Below are 14,433 nucleotides of genomic sequence, written 5' to 3' on the forward strand. Positions count from 1 at the left end.
GATTACGTCGCCGCTGCGAGTGAATGCAGCTACACGTACCCCCGGTAAAATGCCGCGCATGACCCACGACTGGCTGCTCGTGGAGACACTGGGTAGCGAGCCCGTTGTGGTCGCACGAGGTCTGCAAACGAAGAACCTCGTCCCGATCAGTGTGTTTCTGCGACGAAATCCGCACCTGATGGCAATTCAGAGCGCCATCAGGGAAACCGTCCAGGCCGGCCAGGGCCTCAGCAGCATCACACCCAAGAACGACCGCGTAATCCGCACCGAAGTGGTGCGGATGTCCGACGGACGGATCCACGGCGTGCACGTCTGGATCGGGCCGACCGACGTCGACGCGCCCCAGCGGCCCATTCCCGGCCCGCTGGTCTGGGACCTGACCGCAGGCGTGGCCACCGACACCGCCGAATCACTGCACAACAGCGGGATGAACCCCGAAACCGAAGTCACCCACGACCGGACGTTCGCCGACGACCTGCCGGCCCGGGATCTCAACGGCAGCGAGGCCAAGGTACTGGCCATGACCGTCAAGCCCGTCGTCGGCAACACCATGTGCACCACCTGGGATGTCACCGACCATCGCGGCGAGCCCATCACGGTGGGATTCGTGGCCCGGGTGACCCTGGAACCCCACGACGACGGCTCCGACCGGCTGATCTGCCGGGCGATGAACTGGCGCAGCGAGCGGGAGAACCCGGTGACGCCCGTCGACAACCTGGCCCAACGCATCCTCGACGGGCTGGCCCGTCGCGGCGTGCACCGGGCCCTGGTCGGCCTCGACGACTGGAAGTTGTTGAAATGGCTGGACGAGCCGGCACCGTTCTTCGACTGGCGTAACCGCGACGGCGGGGCGGCCCGCATCCACCCGGCCGATGCCCGGCACATGGCGCGAATGACCACGGATTTCTCCGACGGCGTCACCACCGCCGTATTGCGGATGCGCGCCGAGGACGGCGGCTGGCGGCCGGTGCACATGACGATCAACCGGATCGAACTCGCCGAGGACACCTTCGCGGGCCTGATCGCGCTGCGGCTGCCGACCGACGCCGAGGTCGCCGCCGCGGACCTCGACCAGCTCGACTAGGCCACGACGTCGACCGGTCCCGCGCGAGCGATTGCCCGGGCCGGACCGGCGCCCCACCGGCCGAGGCGGACCGGAACCGACACCTCGACCACCACGTCGAGACCGTCGATCCGGCAGGCGCCGAGGGCCGAACGCATCCGCAGCGCGATCCGGGTGGCCTGCGCGCACGCCGCATCCGGTCCGGACACCACCGCACCGGCCGCGCTCAGAGCGGCCAGATCCGCCGCGGCCTGGGCCCGGTGCCGGGCCGTGACGGCGGCACCGAGGTAGGCGCCACCGGCCGCAAACGCGATCACCATCGCGATCATCGCCGCGGCCAGCAGTGTGGCCGAGCCACGCTCACCCCGTGCCGGGTTCGGGGACCGCTGCCGCCTCGGCGGACACAGTGAACCCCGGCAGCGCCGTGGCGGCGCTGACCCGGGCCACCACCAGACCGCCATCACGACCGACATGCACCACCGCACCGGACGGGGCGACGCGGCGGGCGGCCACCGTAGCCGCCTCGCCCTCACCACGGGCGGCCAAGCGGGCGGCCTCGCGCGCCGCGTCGATACAGCGGATCTGCATGCCCACCGCACCGAGGCCGCCGACACACAACACCAGGACAGCCACCAGAGATGCGATGGCAAAGGCCGCCTCGACGGTGACCGCACCCCGGTCATCCAGCCGGTCATCTAAACGTTGGTGTTCAGCGCCCGGCTGATGATGTTGGTCAGCGCGCTGACGATCGAATCCCCCGTGACCACGGTGTACAGGATCGCCCCGAACGCCGCGGCAGCAATCGTGCCGATTGCGTATTCGACGGTGCTCATCCCTGATTCGTCGAGCATCAACAGCGCCGCCCTGGCGTTCACCCGCTGAATCATGTTTCCTGCCATGATATTTCCTTCCTCTGCGATGTGTTCTCACAACAGACCTGAACCCAGTACGTCACCGGCCAGACCGGCGACCACGGGAATGACGCCCAGGCACAGGAACGCCGGCAGATAGCACAGCCCCAACGGCCCGGCGACCAGTACCGAGGCACGTTCTGCCACCGCATCGGCCGCGGCGGTGGCATCGTGTCGAGCCTGAGCGGCCAGCTCGGCCACCCCGTCCGCCAGGGCACTGCCCGAGGCGGCCGACCGACGGGCCAGCCGCAACAGGGCCTCGGCGTTCTTGTCCTGCGGTACAGCGGCATTCCCCTCATCAGCGGCATTCCAGGCCAGGGCCGGGTCCGCCCCGAGCGCGAGGAGCTCCGCTGCGCGGCGCAGCATCGGCGCCAGTGACGGTGGGGCCGATGACGTGGCGGCCGCAGCCGCGGTCGATACCGCCATCCCGGCGGCCAGACAAGCGGAGAACAAGTCGAACGTCGAGGCCGCGGCGAGCGGATCATCGGTGTGCACGCGTCGGCGGCCGGCCCTCGTCGCCGGTGCGGGTGCGGCGCGGGACCGCACTCGCACCGGATCTGCACCGATCAGCAGTGCCGCAGCGAGAAACAGTGCTGCCCAACTCATCTCAGTGCCATCTCGGTGATCCGGTCCGACCACATCAGTCCGGCGCAGGCCAGCAGGACTCCGATCACCAGCAGCCAACCACCCACGCCCGGGCCGCAGAGGAACGCCAGGGGCTGTGCGCCGATCAACTGACCCAGTGCAATCCCGGCCACGGGCAGCCCGGCCAGCACCGCGGCCGTCGCCCGCGGGCCCGCCATCGCCGCTTCGACATGGGAGGAAAACCGTTCGCGCTCAACGATGTCGCGCTGCGCGGTGCGCATCAGGGTGGCGATCGAAAGTCCGTATGCGTGGGCCAGCCGCCAGCAGACCGCGAGCCGTTCCCAGTGCATCGGCAATTGCGAAGCTGCCGCAACATCTTCCAGGCCTGCCGCGACATCGGCGCCCAGGCGGGCCCGCGCGGCAACGGCTCCCATGCCCTGGCGTATCGGTCCGGCCACCTCGCCGGCCGCGGTGCCGAAGGCGTTGACCGGATGGACACCGGTGCGTAGTTCCCCCACCAACACGTCCAAGGCGGCCTGCAGCGCCGCGGATTCCTGTTGCCGGTGCCGCCGCGCAGCGCGACGCCTGCGGCGTACCACGACCGTCCCGGACACGAGGGCCGTGGCCACGGCGACCGGCAGTGAAACCAGCCAGGCCAGAACGATTCCCAGCGCCACGACAACGGGGGCTGCGCGCATTCGACGCCGGCCCGGTGCATCCGCCCGCCGTAGCGCGGCCGCCCGCCGGGGTGTGGCGGGCCACAGCATAAGTGCGGCAGCCAACGCCAGTGCACTCGCTGTCACGGCGACACCCGCTGTTCGACGAGTGCATGGAGAGTTTCTGCGCCACAGCCCAACCCGGTGTCGGCGTGCCAGGCAGTCACCACCTCCAGATCGCCCCGGGCCGGTCGGCGTAGTACCGCGATCTCGGCGAGCCTGCGTCGCCCGGCGCCGTCACGCCCGACGTGAAGCAGCACCTGTACGGCCGCGGCCAGCTGACTGATCAGCGCGGCACGGTCCAGACCACCGAGCGCACCGAGGGCCTCCAGCCGGGCCGGCACTTCTGCCGGGTTGTTGGCATGCACCGTGCCTGCCCCGCCGTCATGCCCGGTGTTGAGCGCAGCCAGCAGATCCACCACCTCGGCTCCACGAACCTCACCGACGACGATGCGGTCCGGACGCATCCGCAACGCCTGCCTGACCAGGTCCCGCACCGTGACCTCACCGACGCCCTCGACGTTGGCACCCCGGGCCACCAGCTTGACCAGATGTGGATGCGGCGGGGCCAGTTCGGCGGCATCCTCGACACACACGATGCGTTCATGGGCCGGCACGGCACCGAGCGCGGCGGCCAGAAGCGTGGTCTTGCCGCAGCCGGTGCCGCCCGAGATCAGGAATGCCAACCGGGCCCGGATGACGGCACGCACGAGCTCGGCGGCCTGCGGCGGGATCGCCCCGGACCGGGTGAGGGTGTCGAGATTCTGGGTGGCCGGGCGCAACACCCGCAGTGACAGGCAGGTGCCCGCGGCAGCGACCGGCGGCAGCACCGCGTGCAGCCGCACCGTGAACGGGCCGATGCCGCCGAGTTGACCGTCCACCCACGGCTGCGCCTCGTCGAGACGGCGCCCGGCCAGCAGCGCCAACCGCTGGGCCAGCCTCCGGACCGCGCTCTCGTCGGGGAAACACACTGCGCTGCGGTGCAACCCGTTGCCGTCATCCACCCACACCGCATCGGGGGCGGTGACGAGCACATCGGTGGTGGTCGGCGCGCACAGCAGCGGTTCCAGGACGCCGGCGCCGGTCAGTTCGGTCTCCAGCAGCCGCAGGTTGCTCAGCACCTCGGTGTCTCCGAGCAGTCCGCCGGACTCCGCCCGAATCGCCGCGGCCACCACCCCGGGGCTGAGCGGAGAGGCTTCGGCCACCAGCCGTTCGCGTACCCGGTCGATCAGCGAGGCGCTCATGCCGGCTCCTGCACGGGGTGACCGGCCAGGACGGACAGCACCCGCCGCGCGGCCGAGCCCAGCGGCGATCGTGGCCGCACCCGTAGGCCGCCGCGCTCCAACACCTCGGCGATGCCGGCCTGTGGTCGCATCGCCGCGAGCAGCGGCAGGTCCACGATGCGGGCCACCTCGGCCGCCCGCAGCCCACCCGGTGATGGGCCCCGCACCACCACACCGGCATTCGGGTTGCAGGCCAGCACCCACGGCCGTGCGGCAGAAGCGGCGGTACACGACCGCACGTCGGCCGGGGTCACCAGAACCACCAGATCGGCTGCGTTCAAAGCGGTTTCGGCCGCCTCGGTGGCGCGCCGGGGCACGTCGCACACCACCGTGACACCGCCCCGGCAACCCGCCTCGATGACCGCCGCCACCGGCCCGGCCTCGATATCGGCACCCGAGCGCCCGCTGGAGAGCACGCTGACCCCGTCGCGGCAGGGCAGCGCATCGCGCAGCGCCGGATAGCCCAACCGGCCACCCTGCAGGGCCAGGTCGGGCCAGCGCAGGCCGGCCAGGTTCTCACTTCCCGCCACCAGGTCGATCCCCCCGCTCCACGGGTCGGCCTCGATCAGCAGCGCCGCCGACGCCGATTGAGCCAGCGCCACCGCGAACACCGAGGCACCGGCACCCCCTCTGGCACTCACCACCGCCACCGCGGGGCCGCGACCGCCGTCGTCGCAGCAAGCTGCCTCGGACAGGGCCGCCACCAGGTCGGCGTCCTGGGCGGGCAGTGTCACCACGTGTTGCGCGCCGACCGAAATCGCGGCCTGCCAGTCCTCCGGTCGCGGGTCGGCGCGACCGACGAGGACCACCCGGGTGCGACGGGGCAGCCCGCGGGCGGAGCACCGAAGTGCGGCCGCGGCATCGAGCAGCACGGCGGCGGCAGCGGTCCAGGCCTTGCGCCCGGAGGGGTCGTCGACGAGGACGAGTCCGACGCCGGCTGCCGCGGCCACCCGGGACACGTCCTCACGCAGCTGCAGGTCGCCGATCAGAGCCAGCACGGTGCCGGACGGGGTGATCGACATGCTCGGAATGGCCATGTGCCCACCCTGCGGGCAACGACGGGGCCGGCACCATCACCAATTTGCGGATTGTGGATGAACTACGCCCTGTGGATCAATCCCGGGCAGAGCGTGCGCGGAGAACACGCCGGGCGACACGCTGAAAATACGGTTCCGCAACCACCAAGGCTGGGCCGACAAGAATTTTCACCCCAGAAAAGGGACGACCCCCGCCAGGGGGGGGAGGAGGCGGAGGTCGTCGTGTATCAGCCCCGGGGGGTCGGGCTGATACACCCTCGGCATAAGCCGAGTAATGCTCACTATACACACGGAACTGCCAAAACATGCAAGAGACACCGCTGCGGGCTACCGAGGCGATCCCGGAATCCCCGTCCGAAAGAATGTGTCGTGAACTGCCATTTTGCACTGCCGACCGGATAACGGGTCGCACGTGCCTCTATGCTGGCGCTTGTGACCGCATCCGATCGGGCTGCCGGGGAATTGATCGCACAGCAATCCGGGCCGCACGATGGTCGGCCGGTACGTACGGCAGCCTTCTTCGACCTCGACAAGACCGTCATCGCCAAGTCCAGCACGCTCGCTTTCAGCAAACCTTTCTTCAATCAGGGTCTGCTGAACCGGCGCACCGTTCTCAAGTCGACGTACGCCCAGTTTCTGTTCCTGATGTCGGGTGCCGACCACGAACAGATGGACCGGATGCGCAGCTACATCACCAACATGTGCACCGGTTGGGATGTGGAGCAGGTCAAGTCGATCGTCGGCGAGACCCTGCACGACATCGTCGACCCCCTGGTGTTCGCCGAAGCCGCCGAGCTGATCGCCGACCACAAGCTGTGCGGCCGCGACGTCGTGGTGGTGTCGGCATCGGGCGAGGAGATCGTCGCGCCGATCGCCAGGGCGTTGGGCGCCACCCATGCGATGGCCACCCGCATGGTGGTCGAAGAGGGGCGCTACACCGGCGAGATCGCGTTCTACTGCTTCGGTGAGGGCAAGGTCGAAGCGATCCGCGCCCTGGCCGCACGCGAGGGCTACTCCCTGGACCACTGCTACGCCTATTCGGATTCGATCACCGACGTTCCGATGCTCGAATCGGTGGGCCACCCCACCGCGGTCAATCCCGACCGGGGACTGCGCAAGGAGGCCGCCTCGCGCGGCTGGCCGGTGTTGACCTTCACCCGACCGGTGTCGCTGCGCGACCGGATTCCGGCGCCGTCGGGGGCCGCCGTCGCCACCACCGCGGCTGTCGGGATCAGCGCCCTGGCCGCCGGCGCGCTGACGTACTCGCTGTTGCGCCGCTTCACTTCCTGAGCTACCGGACGTAGTAGCTGAAACCCAGGCGTAACGATCGGAACTCGGGCGCATTTCACCCTTGCTGTGACCGTGGTCACGTAGTACAAAGGAACCACGGAAGCTTGGATGAGGCCAAGATGTAGCCGGAAGAGAAGGCTAGATCTCCCGAACCGGGCTCCCCAGCACGGGTTCCGGCACCCACGCGGAGCACATGCCGCGGAATAGGCAAAAGTGTTGCGGGCCTGCGTGATTGCGAAGAGCGGACGGCGACGACGGCCCTTTGGGTAGGGTTGCAGCCGAAGCGCATTGCAAGGACGCCGAGGCCACCCACGCAACCCACGTTGGCACGCTTGGTAACCGGTATCCGTGCTAGCGGGCGACGAGCCGAAACATCGTTTCGGACCGTCGCCCGCTTTCGTTTGCTGGGAGTACCCCGAGCGGCGGGTTCAGCCTGCCGCCGACTGGGCGATCTGCAGCGCTTCGCGCGCACCGCCCTTCAGGGCCTCACTACTGAGCAGCAGCCATGCGGTCAGCCCGTCGGCGGTGCCGGAGGCGAATCCCCGTGCAGCAGCCCGGTACTCCCCCGACTTCCGCATCCAGTGCACCTCGGGAACGCCCAGCCCGTGCGGATCCAGCCCGCTGGCGATCGTCACCAGGCGCGACACCGCGCGTGCCACCACCCCGTCGGCAGTCCCGAATGGAGCCAGGCTGAGGAGTTCGCCGTGGGCCACCGCTGCCAGCACGGGAGCGGGAACCTTGGAGCCGCCGGACACGATCTCGGTCAGCAGCTCGAGGCGGCGTCCGACGTCGGGGGCGGTCCGTGGCCGGCCCAGGTGTTCGTCGTCGGTGAGGTCGGCCGCGGCCAGCGCGTGCAACCGGGCCAGGGCCTGCATCGGTGCCCGCTGCCACACCCCGACGAGGGCCGTGGCGCCGCCTTCCAGCGCCTCGGCGACGCGGATGGCGCCCGCGGTCACCGGATCGGGTTCACCTTCGGCGGACAACTGGATGGCCCCGCCGTCGAGCACGGCGGAGGCCCGCGCCGCACGCAGGGCGGCCTCGGCCGCCGTCTGCGGCCAGCCGCGCAGATTGAACTTGTGTCGATGCGCCCGGCCCAGGGCCTCACGCGCCTCGTCGCTGGCCGCAGAAACACCGGGCAGGTCGACCAGCGGTGCGAGTGGATCGGTCATACGCGAAACGCTAGCCGACCGCTGAACTCCGTCTCGCCGACCGTTGGGCGCAGCAGGACCGCCGCCCGGCAACCGTCTTGTGACGTCCCAACGCCGGTGCAACGTTTGGTGACTAGGCTCACATCCATGTCAAACGCGCCAGCGACGTCTACCGAAGTTCCGTCAGCCTATCCGCCGCCTGCCGATTTCGCGGCCAATGCCAACGCGACGGGCGAGTTGTACGCCGAGGCCGAGAAGGACCGGCTGGCGTTCTGGGCCGCCCAGGCCGACCGGCTGAGCTGGCAGACCCCGTTCAATGAGGTACTGGACTGGTCGGACGCCCCGTTCGCGAAGTGGTTCGTCGGCGGCAAGCTCAACGTCGCCTACAACTGCGTGGACCGTCACGTCGAGGCCGGCAACAGCGACCGGGTCGCGATCCATTGGGAGGGTGAGCCCGTCGGGGATGCGCGCGACATCACCTACGCCCAGCTCAAGGACGAGGTCAGCAAGGCCGCCAACGCGCTGACCGCACTCGGCTTGACCGCCGGCGACCGCGTCGCCATCTACATGCCGATGGTGCCCGAGGCGATCGTGGCGATGCTGGCGTGCGCGCGTCTGGGCGCCATGCACAGTGTTGTCTTCGCGGGCTTCTCCGCGTCGGCGCTGCGGGCGCGCGTCGAGGACGCCGAGGCCAAGCTCGTCATCACCACCGATGGCCAGTACCGGCGCGGCAAGGCCGCCTCGCTCAAGGACGCCGTCGACGAGGCTGTCTCCGATCAGCCGTCGGTCGAGCACGTTCTGGTGGTGCGGCGCACCGGCATCGACGTGAACTGGACGCAGGGTCGCGATCTGTGGTGGCACGAGACCGTCGACGTGGCCTCACCGGAACACACCCCGGAAGCCTTCGACTCCGAACAGCCACTGTTCCTGCTGTACACCTCGGGCACCACCGGCAAGCCCAAGGGCATCGTGCACACCTCGGGCGGTTACCTCACCCAGGCGGCGTACACGCATTACAACGTCTTCGACCTCAAGCCCGAGACCGACGTGTACTGGTGCACCGCCGATATCGGCTGGGTGACCGGGCACACCTACATCACCTACGGTCCGCTGGCCAACGGCGCCACCCAGGTGGTCTACGAGGGCACGCCCACCTCACCGACCGAGCACCGCCACTTCGAGATCATCGAAAAGTACGGCGTCACAATCTATTACACCGCACCCACCCTGATCCGCACGTTCATGAAGCTGGGCCGCCAGATCCCAGCCGCACACAACCTGTCCAGCCTGCGGCTGCTGGGTTCGGTGGGCGAGCCGATCAACCCCGAGGCCTGGCGCTGGTACCGGGAAGTCATCGGCGCCAACGCAACTCCGATCGTCGACACCTGGTGGCAGACCGAGACCGGGGCGATCATGATCTCCCCGCTGCCCGGTGTCACCGCGGCCAAGCCCGGCTCGGCGATGACCCCGCTGCCCGGCATCTCGGCCAAGATCGTCGACGACTCCGGCAATGAGCTGGTGCCCGGCGCCGACGAAGCCGAGCACGTCACCGGCTACCTGGTGCTCGACCAGCCGTGGCCGGCGATGCTGCGCGGCATCTGGGGCGACCCGCAGCGGTTCACCGAGACCTACTGGTCGCGCTTCGCCGAGCAGGGCTGGTACTTCGCCGGTGACGGCGCCCGCTACGACTCCGACGGCAACATCTGGGTTTTGGGCCGCATCGACGACGTCATGAACATCTCCGGGCACCGCATCTCGACCGCCGAGGTGGAGTCGGCGCTGGTCGGACACTCCGGGGTGGCCGAGGCCGCCGTGGTCGGCGCATCCGACGACACGACCGGTCAGGCGATCTGCGCCTTCGTCATCCTCAAGGCGTCTGCGCACGGTGGGGCCGACACCATGATCGAGGAACTGCGCGCGCAGGTGGCCACCGAGATCTCCCCGATCGCCAAGCCTCGCGAGATCCACGTCGTGCCCGAGCTGCCCAAGACCCGCAGCGGCAAGATCATGCGCCGGTTGTTGCGCGACGTGGCCGAGGGCCGCGAACTCGGTGACACCTCAACCCTGGTCGACCCGAGCGTGTTCGAGGCGATCCGGGCAAGCAAGTAGGTAGGAGGCCGCCTAACCGATCGGGACGAAACCCGTTCCCGGTCGGTTCTTGGCGGTGATGTCGGCCAGCTGCGTGTTGAACGACATCGTCACCGCCGGCGTGTGCAGGGGCACGAACTGCACCACGCAGGTCGGTAGGTCTTCGGAGTAGGCGCCGTGGATCATGCCGACCAGCCGGTTGTTGACGGTCACCGGCGCGCCCGAGTCGCCGGGCTGCCCGCACACCTGGTTCACGATGGTGCCCGGATCCTTGCCCGGCCCCCAGGTGACGCCGCACGAATAGCCCGTGGTGCGGCCGAGCTTGCAGGCCACGTCACCGAACGCCGGATCCGGCCCGAGGCCGTCGATCTGGAAACCGTTGACGTTGTTGGTCGGAGTCACCTTGGCCGGATCGAACTGGATGACGGCGTAGTCCAGCCCATCGTTGCCGGCCACCATCGTGCCCACCACTCCGGCACTGTTGGCGCCCTCAGCCGACACTGTGGCACCCGGCCCGCCGCAGTGTGCCGACGTGAAACCGATGAGCCGGCCGGCGTTGTCGTGCCCGATCGTGGTGAGCGTGCAGAACGCGTCGCCGTTCACCACGATCCCCGAGCCGCCACCCAGCACCACCGGCGGATCTGCATGTGCCGGGGCCGGCGTCAACATCGCAACGATGGCGATGATCGGCGCACCAATGTGCAACTGCCAGCGGTGCCTGCTCGTCAAGTGTCCTCCGATCGACGCGCCCGACCCGCGCAACTCAAGAATGGGGTCAGTCTACTAAGACCCGGATGTCGGCCGGGATCGTTAACGGCTTCGCCGCATGGCAACATGAACGCCATGAGCACAGGCGACCGCAGGGACGGCGTTCCGACGACGGTGACCTCGATTCCGCTCGTCGACCCGCATGCCCCCAAGCCGGACCCCTCGATCGGCGACCTGGTCAAGGACGCCACCGCGCAGGTCTCCACCCTGCTGCGCGCCGAGGTGGAGCTGGCCAAGGCCGAGATCACCCGGGATGTGAAGAAGGGCCTCACCGGCAGCGTGTTCTTCATCGCCGCGCTGGTGGTCCTGTTCTACTCGACCTTCTTTTTCTTCTTCTTCCTGGCCGAGCTGCTCGACACCTGGCTCTGGCGCTGGGTGGCCTTCCTGATCGTGTTCGGCCTGATGGTGCTGACCACCGGTGCGCTCGCGGTGTTCGGCTTCCTGAAGGTGCGACGGATCAAGGGTCCGCAGCAGACCATCGAATCGGTCAAGGAGACGCGCGAGGCACTGACGCCCGGCCACGACAAGGCCGCGCTGCCCGCTATCCAGACCAAGTCGGCCACCGACCCGTCAGGCTGGTAATGCCTCCACCCGCCCCGTCGATCGCCAGGATCGAGGGGCCATGGCGGCATCTGCAGGTGCACGCCAACGGTATTCGGTTCCATGTGGTGGAGGGCGAGAGCTCGCAGCCCGACCATGTGAACGCGGGCGAGAGCTCGAAGCCTCCGGCGGATCGCCCGCTGGTCATCCTCCTGCACGGGTTCGGCTCGTTCTGGTGGTCGTGGCGTCACCAACTCACCGGACTGACCGACGCACGTGTGGTGGCAGTCGACCTGCGCGGCTACGGCGACAGCGACAAACCGCCCCGCGGCTACGACGGCTGGACCCTGGCCGGGGACACCGCCGGGTTGGTGCGCGCGCTGGGACACAAGACCGCGACGCTGGTCGGGCACGCCGACGGTGGCCTGGTGTGCTGGGCGACCGCGGTGCTGCATCCGCGTGCGGTCAATGCGATCGCACTCGTCAGCTCACCGCACCCGGTGGCGCTGCGGGCGTCCACACTGACGCGCCGCGACCAGGGCCGTGCCCTGTTGCCGTCGATGCTGAGCTATCAGCTGCCGGCCTGGCCCGAGCACACGCTGACCCGTCACGGCGCCGCGGAGCTGGAGCGCCTGGTCCGCAGCCGGGCCGGAACCAAATGGCAGACCAGCCAAGACTTCTCCCTCACCATGGAACATATGCGTCAGGCCATCCAGATCCCGGGCGCCGCGCACTGCGCACTGGAGTACCAACGGTGGGCGGTGCGCAGCCAACTGCGCGGTGAGGGTCGGCGGTTCATGCGCTCGATGAAACGTCCGATCAACGTGCCGGTGCTGCACATGCGCGGTGACACCGACCCATATGTGCTGGCCGACCCCGTGCACCGGACCCAGCACTATGCGCCACATGGACGGTACGTATCGATCACGGGTGCAGGGCATTTCGGCCACGAAGAACAGCCGGAGGCGGTCAACGAGCAGCTGAGCCGGTTCCTGGCCCAGCTGCACGCCACCTGATCAGGAGTTGATGCAGGTTCCGGTCGCGACGCGCTGGGTGTTGCCGATCTTGGCCATCTGGCGCTCGACTTCCTTGGCGGTCAGCACGAACCCGGTGTCGGCGTCGTCGACTGCCGCACCGAACACCACGCCCAGCACCTTGCCTGCCCGGTTGATCATCGGCCCGCCCGAATTGCCTTGCCGCACCGTGCCCCTGACCGTGTAGACCTCACGGGTGACGGTGGTGGAGCGGTAGATGTCGGGCCCGTTGAGCTCGATGATCTCGCGCACGCGGGCCGGGGTGGCCAGGAAGTCGCCGCCGCCCGGGTAGCCCATCACCACGGCGTCCGTGCCCTTGGGGGCCGGTTGTTCGGCGAACTGCAGCGGAGTGATCGGGAGGTCCGGGACGTCGAGGATGGAGATGTCGGCGTTGGGGTCGTACGACACCACGCCCGCGTCGTAGGTCTTGCCGTCGGCCTCGATGGTGACGCTGTCGGCGCCGGCGACCACGTGGGCGTTGGACATCACCCGGTTGGGGGCGACCACGAACCCGCTGCCCTCAAGCACTTTCTGGCAACTCGGCGCGACACCGCGGATCTTGACCACGCTGGCCCGCGAGGTCGTCACCACAGGGTCGGTGGCCAGCGAGGCGTCCGGGGCGTCGACGTTGACGATCGGGGTCCGGCCGAACGGTTCGAGCACATCGGGCAGCCCGGAGGTGTCCAACAGCGCCGACAACCGGTTCGGCACCGAGCGCAGCCAGTCCGGCGCGAACTTGTCGACCTCGGTGAGCACTCGCGAATTCTTCACGGCCGCAGCCAGATTCGGCTGGTCCGAGGACGTCAGCAGGCTACCCAGCAGCCAGGAGGCAACAAGGACGGCGACCAGCATCAGGCTCACCCCGACCGCCGAGTCCAACACCCGGAACATGGGGTTTCGGATCGTGCCGCGCACGGCACGGCCCAGCACCACACCGGCGATCTCACCGATCACCACGAGCGCGAGGATCAGGAACAACGTGGCGAACAGCTTGGTGCGGTCCCCGCTGACGTGCGGAATCACGTGCGGCGCCAACAGCACGCCTGCCACCGCACCGAGCACCACGCCGATGAAGGACAGCAGGGAGCCGAGCGCGCCGGAACGCCAGCCGGAGATGGCTGCGACGAACCCGATGCCGAGGATGGCGAAATCGAGCCAGACCGAAGGTGTCATCTATATCCACTTCAACATTGGGCTTCACCGTAACCGTTGTCATGCCTGACGAGGGCCATTGCCTCGTCGAGTCCGCGGATGTCATCGGTGTTCCACGGCTTGGCCCAGCCGGCGACGTCGAGGATTGCCGAGATGACCTGGCCGGTGAAACCCCACACCAGCATCTCGTTGAGCAGGAACGCGGGCCCGGCGAACCGGCTCGCGTTGGCATCCCGGTACACCATGAGCCGGTTTTCCGGATTGGTGAAGGCGCGCACCGGAACCCGCGCCACGATGGCGGTCTCGGATTCGTTGACGACGGCCACGGGCCCCGGGTCGGGCGAATAGGCCAGCACGGGGACGACGTGGAACCCGGACGGCGGGATGAACATCTTCTCCAGCGTGGCCAGCGGGTGGAGCCGGCTCGTGTCGATGCCGGTTTCCTCCCACGCCTCGCGGAAAGCCGTGCCGATCGGTCCCTGGTCACCGGGATCGGTGGCGCCGCCCGGGAACGCGGCCTGACCGGCGTGGTGACGCAGCGTCGAGGCACGGACCGTCACCAGCAGGTCGGCGTCTTCGGGAAGGAGTGGGGGCTTGCCGTCGGCCGGGCCGGAGAACAACACCAGCACGGCGGCGTCTCGGCGTGCGCCCACCTGCGCAGCCTGATTGTTGGCTTCGAGGATCCCGGCCAGCACCTCCGCCGGTACCCGTCGGCGATAGGCATCGGGCACCTGGTCGAGGTTGTCCACCAGCGGTTTGAGCCAGTCCGGGGCGGCATCCGGGAACAGCCCGTCGCGCGTCGATCTCACCCCGGGTGC

The 14,433-nt window shown here is 68.9% G+C and carries 16 protein-coding genes; 5 read left to right on the top strand and 11 right to left on the bottom strand.

The features are described from left to right. Nucleotides 1–58: 58 nt before the first annotated feature. Nucleotides 59–1,084: a PAS domain-containing protein gene (locus tag AB0I14_RS21985; RefSeq protein WP_358025917.1), complete on the top strand. Its 1,026-nt coding sequence runs from the start codon at nt 59–61 to the stop codon at nt 1,082–1,084. Here AB0I14_RS21985 and AB0I14_RS21990 read toward each other — a convergent pair. From AB0I14_RS21990 to ssd, 7 genes are read right to left on the bottom strand one after another with little or no spacing between them, the layout of a single operon-like run. Beyond that, entirely contained in the window at nt 1,081–1,392 is a 312-nt protein-coding gene (locus AB0I14_RS21990) for an Rv3654c family TadE-like protein (RefSeq protein WP_358026391.1), read from the bottom strand. The two genes, AB0I14_RS21985 and AB0I14_RS21990, sit on opposite strands and share 4 nt — an antisense overlap. Before the next feature lie 31 nt (nt 1,393–1,423). Continuing rightward, nucleotides 1,424–1,750 (bottom strand): TadE family type IV pilus minor pilin, encoded by a 327-nt coding sequence (locus tag AB0I14_RS21995; protein WP_358026394.1) that lies wholly within the window; start codon nt 1,748–1,750, stop codon nt 1,424–1,426. Nucleotides 1,751–1,758: 8 nt separating this feature from the next. Beyond that, a complete protein-coding gene (locus tag AB0I14_RS22000) occupies nt 1,759–1,962 on the bottom strand; it encodes a DUF4244 domain-containing protein (RefSeq protein ID WP_358025919.1) in 204 nt (67 codons plus the stop codon). Nucleotides 1,963–1,989: 27 nt separating this feature from the next. After that, nucleotides 1,990–2,580 (bottom strand): type II secretion system F family protein, encoded by a 591-nt coding sequence (locus tag AB0I14_RS22005; RefSeq protein ID WP_358025921.1) that lies wholly within the window; start codon nt 2,578–2,580, stop codon nt 1,990–1,992. Then, nucleotides 2,577–3,362: a type II secretion system F family protein gene (locus AB0I14_RS22010; RefSeq protein WP_358025923.1), complete on the bottom strand. Its 786-nt coding sequence runs from the start codon at nt 3,360–3,362 to the stop codon at nt 2,577–2,579. The genes AB0I14_RS22005 and AB0I14_RS22010 overlap by 4 nt, the downstream gene beginning before the upstream one ends. Then, nucleotides 3,359–4,519 (bottom strand): TadA family conjugal transfer-associated ATPase, encoded by a 1,161-nt coding sequence (locus AB0I14_RS22015; protein ID WP_358025925.1) that lies wholly within the window; start codon nt 4,517–4,519, stop codon nt 3,359–3,361. Before AB0I14_RS22015 ends, AB0I14_RS22010 begins: the two co-directional genes overlap by 4 nt. Then, the gene (ssd, locus tag AB0I14_RS22020) at nt 4,516–5,580 is read right to left on the bottom strand and encodes a septum site-determining protein Ssd (RefSeq protein WP_358026396.1); all 1,065 of its coding nucleotides are present in this window, start codon (nt 5,578–5,580) and stop codon (nt 4,516–4,518) included. The genes AB0I14_RS22015 and ssd overlap by 4 nt, the downstream gene beginning before the upstream one ends. Before the next feature lie 435 nt (nt 5,581–6,015). Between ssd and AB0I14_RS22025 the strand changes: the two genes are divergently transcribed. Next, nucleotides 6,016–6,885 carry an HAD-IB family hydrolase gene (locus tag AB0I14_RS22025; RefSeq protein ID WP_358025927.1) on the top strand — a complete coding sequence of 290 codons (870 nt, stop codon included), beginning with the start codon at nt 6,016–6,018 and terminating at the stop codon, nt 6,883–6,885. A 428-nt stretch (nt 6,886–7,313) separates the two neighbouring features. Here AB0I14_RS22025 and AB0I14_RS22030 read toward each other — a convergent pair whose 3' ends face one another. Continuing rightward, nucleotides 7,314–8,054, bottom strand: a complete 741-nt coding sequence (locus AB0I14_RS22030) for an oxidoreductase (RefSeq protein ID WP_358025929.1) — start codon at nt 8,052–8,054, stop codon at nt 7,314–7,316. A gap of 126 nt (nt 8,055–8,180) precedes the next feature. Between AB0I14_RS22030 and acs the strand changes: the two genes are divergently transcribed. Next, entirely contained in the window at nt 8,181–10,142 is a 1,962-nt protein-coding gene (acs, locus tag AB0I14_RS22035) for an acetate--CoA ligase (protein WP_358025931.1), read from the top strand. A gap of 12 nt (nt 10,143–10,154) precedes the next feature. Here the strand turns inward: acs and AB0I14_RS22040 are convergent, their stop codons facing one another. Beyond that, a complete protein-coding gene (locus tag AB0I14_RS22040) occupies nt 10,155–10,790 on the bottom strand; it encodes a S1 family peptidase (protein ID WP_358026399.1) in 636 nt (211 codons plus the stop codon). 174 nt (nt 10,791–10,964) lie between these two features. Between AB0I14_RS22040 and AB0I14_RS22045 the strand changes: the two genes are divergently transcribed. Together AB0I14_RS22045 and AB0I14_RS22050 are read left to right on the top strand one after the other, a co-directional pair. Further along, nucleotides 10,965–11,471, top strand: coding sequence for a phage holin family protein (locus AB0I14_RS22045; protein ID WP_358025933.1), 507 nt, complete (start codon nt 10,965–10,967; stop codon nt 11,469–11,471). Beyond that, nucleotides 11,471–12,445 carry an alpha/beta hydrolase gene (locus AB0I14_RS22050; protein WP_358025935.1) on the top strand — a complete coding sequence of 325 codons (975 nt, stop codon included), beginning with the start codon at nt 11,471–11,473 and terminating at the stop codon, nt 12,443–12,445. Before AB0I14_RS22045 ends, AB0I14_RS22050 begins: the two co-directional genes overlap by 1 nt. Here AB0I14_RS22050 and marP read toward each other — a convergent pair whose 3' ends face one another. Together marP and AB0I14_RS22060 are read right to left on the bottom strand one after the other, a co-directional pair. Continuing rightward, nucleotides 12,446–13,636, bottom strand: coding sequence for an acid resistance serine protease MarP (gene marP, locus AB0I14_RS22055; RefSeq protein WP_358025937.1), 1,191 nt, complete (start codon nt 13,634–13,636; stop codon nt 12,446–12,448). It abuts the gene before it with no gap. Nucleotides 13,637–13,647: 11 nt separating this feature from the next. Beyond that, nucleotides 13,648–14,424 carry a CoA pyrophosphatase gene (locus AB0I14_RS22060; protein ID WP_358025939.1) on the bottom strand — a complete coding sequence of 259 codons (777 nt, stop codon included), beginning with the start codon at nt 14,422–14,424 and terminating at the stop codon, nt 13,648–13,650. Nucleotides 14,425–14,433: the final 9 nt, after the last annotated feature.

Origin of the sequence: Mycobacterium sp. NPDC050441, assembly GCF_040655355.1 — a bacterium.
GTDB lineage: Bacteria > Actinomycetota > Actinomycetes > Mycobacteriales > Mycobacteriaceae > Mycobacterium.

Excerpts from the sequence above, each read along its gene's own strand:
- AB0I14_RS21985 (WP_358025917.1), top strand. The coding sequence starts at position 59 with ATGACCCACGACTGGCTGCTCGTGGAGACACTGGGTAGCGAGCCCGTT.
- AB0I14_RS21990 (WP_358026391.1), bottom strand. The coding sequence starts at position 1,392 with ATGATCGCGATGGTGATCGCGTTTGCGGCCGGTGGCGCCTACCTCGGT.
- AB0I14_RS22000 (WP_358025919.1), bottom strand. The coding sequence starts at position 1,962 with ATGGCAGGAAACATGATTCAGCGGGTGAACGCCAGGGCGGCGCTGTTG.
- AB0I14_RS22005 (WP_358025921.1), bottom strand. The coding sequence starts at position 2,580 with ATGAGTTGGGCAGCACTGTTTCTCGCTGCGGCACTGCTGATCGGTGCA.
- AB0I14_RS22015 (WP_358025925.1), bottom strand. The coding sequence starts at position 4,519 with ATGAGCGCCTCGCTGATCGACCGGGTACGCGAACGGCTGGTGGCCGAA.
- ssd (WP_358026396.1), bottom strand. The coding sequence starts at position 5,580 with ATGTCGATCACCCCGTCCGGCACCGTGCTGGCTCTGATCGGCGACCTG.
- AB0I14_RS22025 (WP_358025927.1), top strand. The coding sequence starts at position 6,016 with ATGCTGGCGCTTGTGACCGCATCCGATCGGGCTGCCGGGGAATTGATC.
- AB0I14_RS22030 (WP_358025929.1), bottom strand. The coding sequence starts at position 8,054 with ATGACCGATCCACTCGCACCGCTGGTCGACCTGCCCGGTGTTTCTGCG.
- acs (WP_358025931.1), top strand. The coding sequence starts at position 8,181 with ATGTCAAACGCGCCAGCGACGTCTACCGAAGTTCCGTCAGCCTATCCG.
- AB0I14_RS22040 (WP_358026399.1), bottom strand. The coding sequence starts at position 10,790 with ATGTTGACGCCGGCCCCGGCACATGCAGATCCGCCGGTGGTGCTGGGT.
- AB0I14_RS22045 (WP_358025933.1), top strand. The coding sequence starts at position 10,965 with ATGAGCACAGGCGACCGCAGGGACGGCGTTCCGACGACGGTGACCTCG.
- AB0I14_RS22050 (WP_358025935.1), top strand. The coding sequence starts at position 11,471 with ATGCCTCCACCCGCCCCGTCGATCGCCAGGATCGAGGGGCCATGGCGG.
- marP (WP_358025937.1), bottom strand. The coding sequence starts at position 13,636 with ATGACACCTTCGGTCTGGCTCGATTTCGCCATCCTCGGCATCGGGTTC.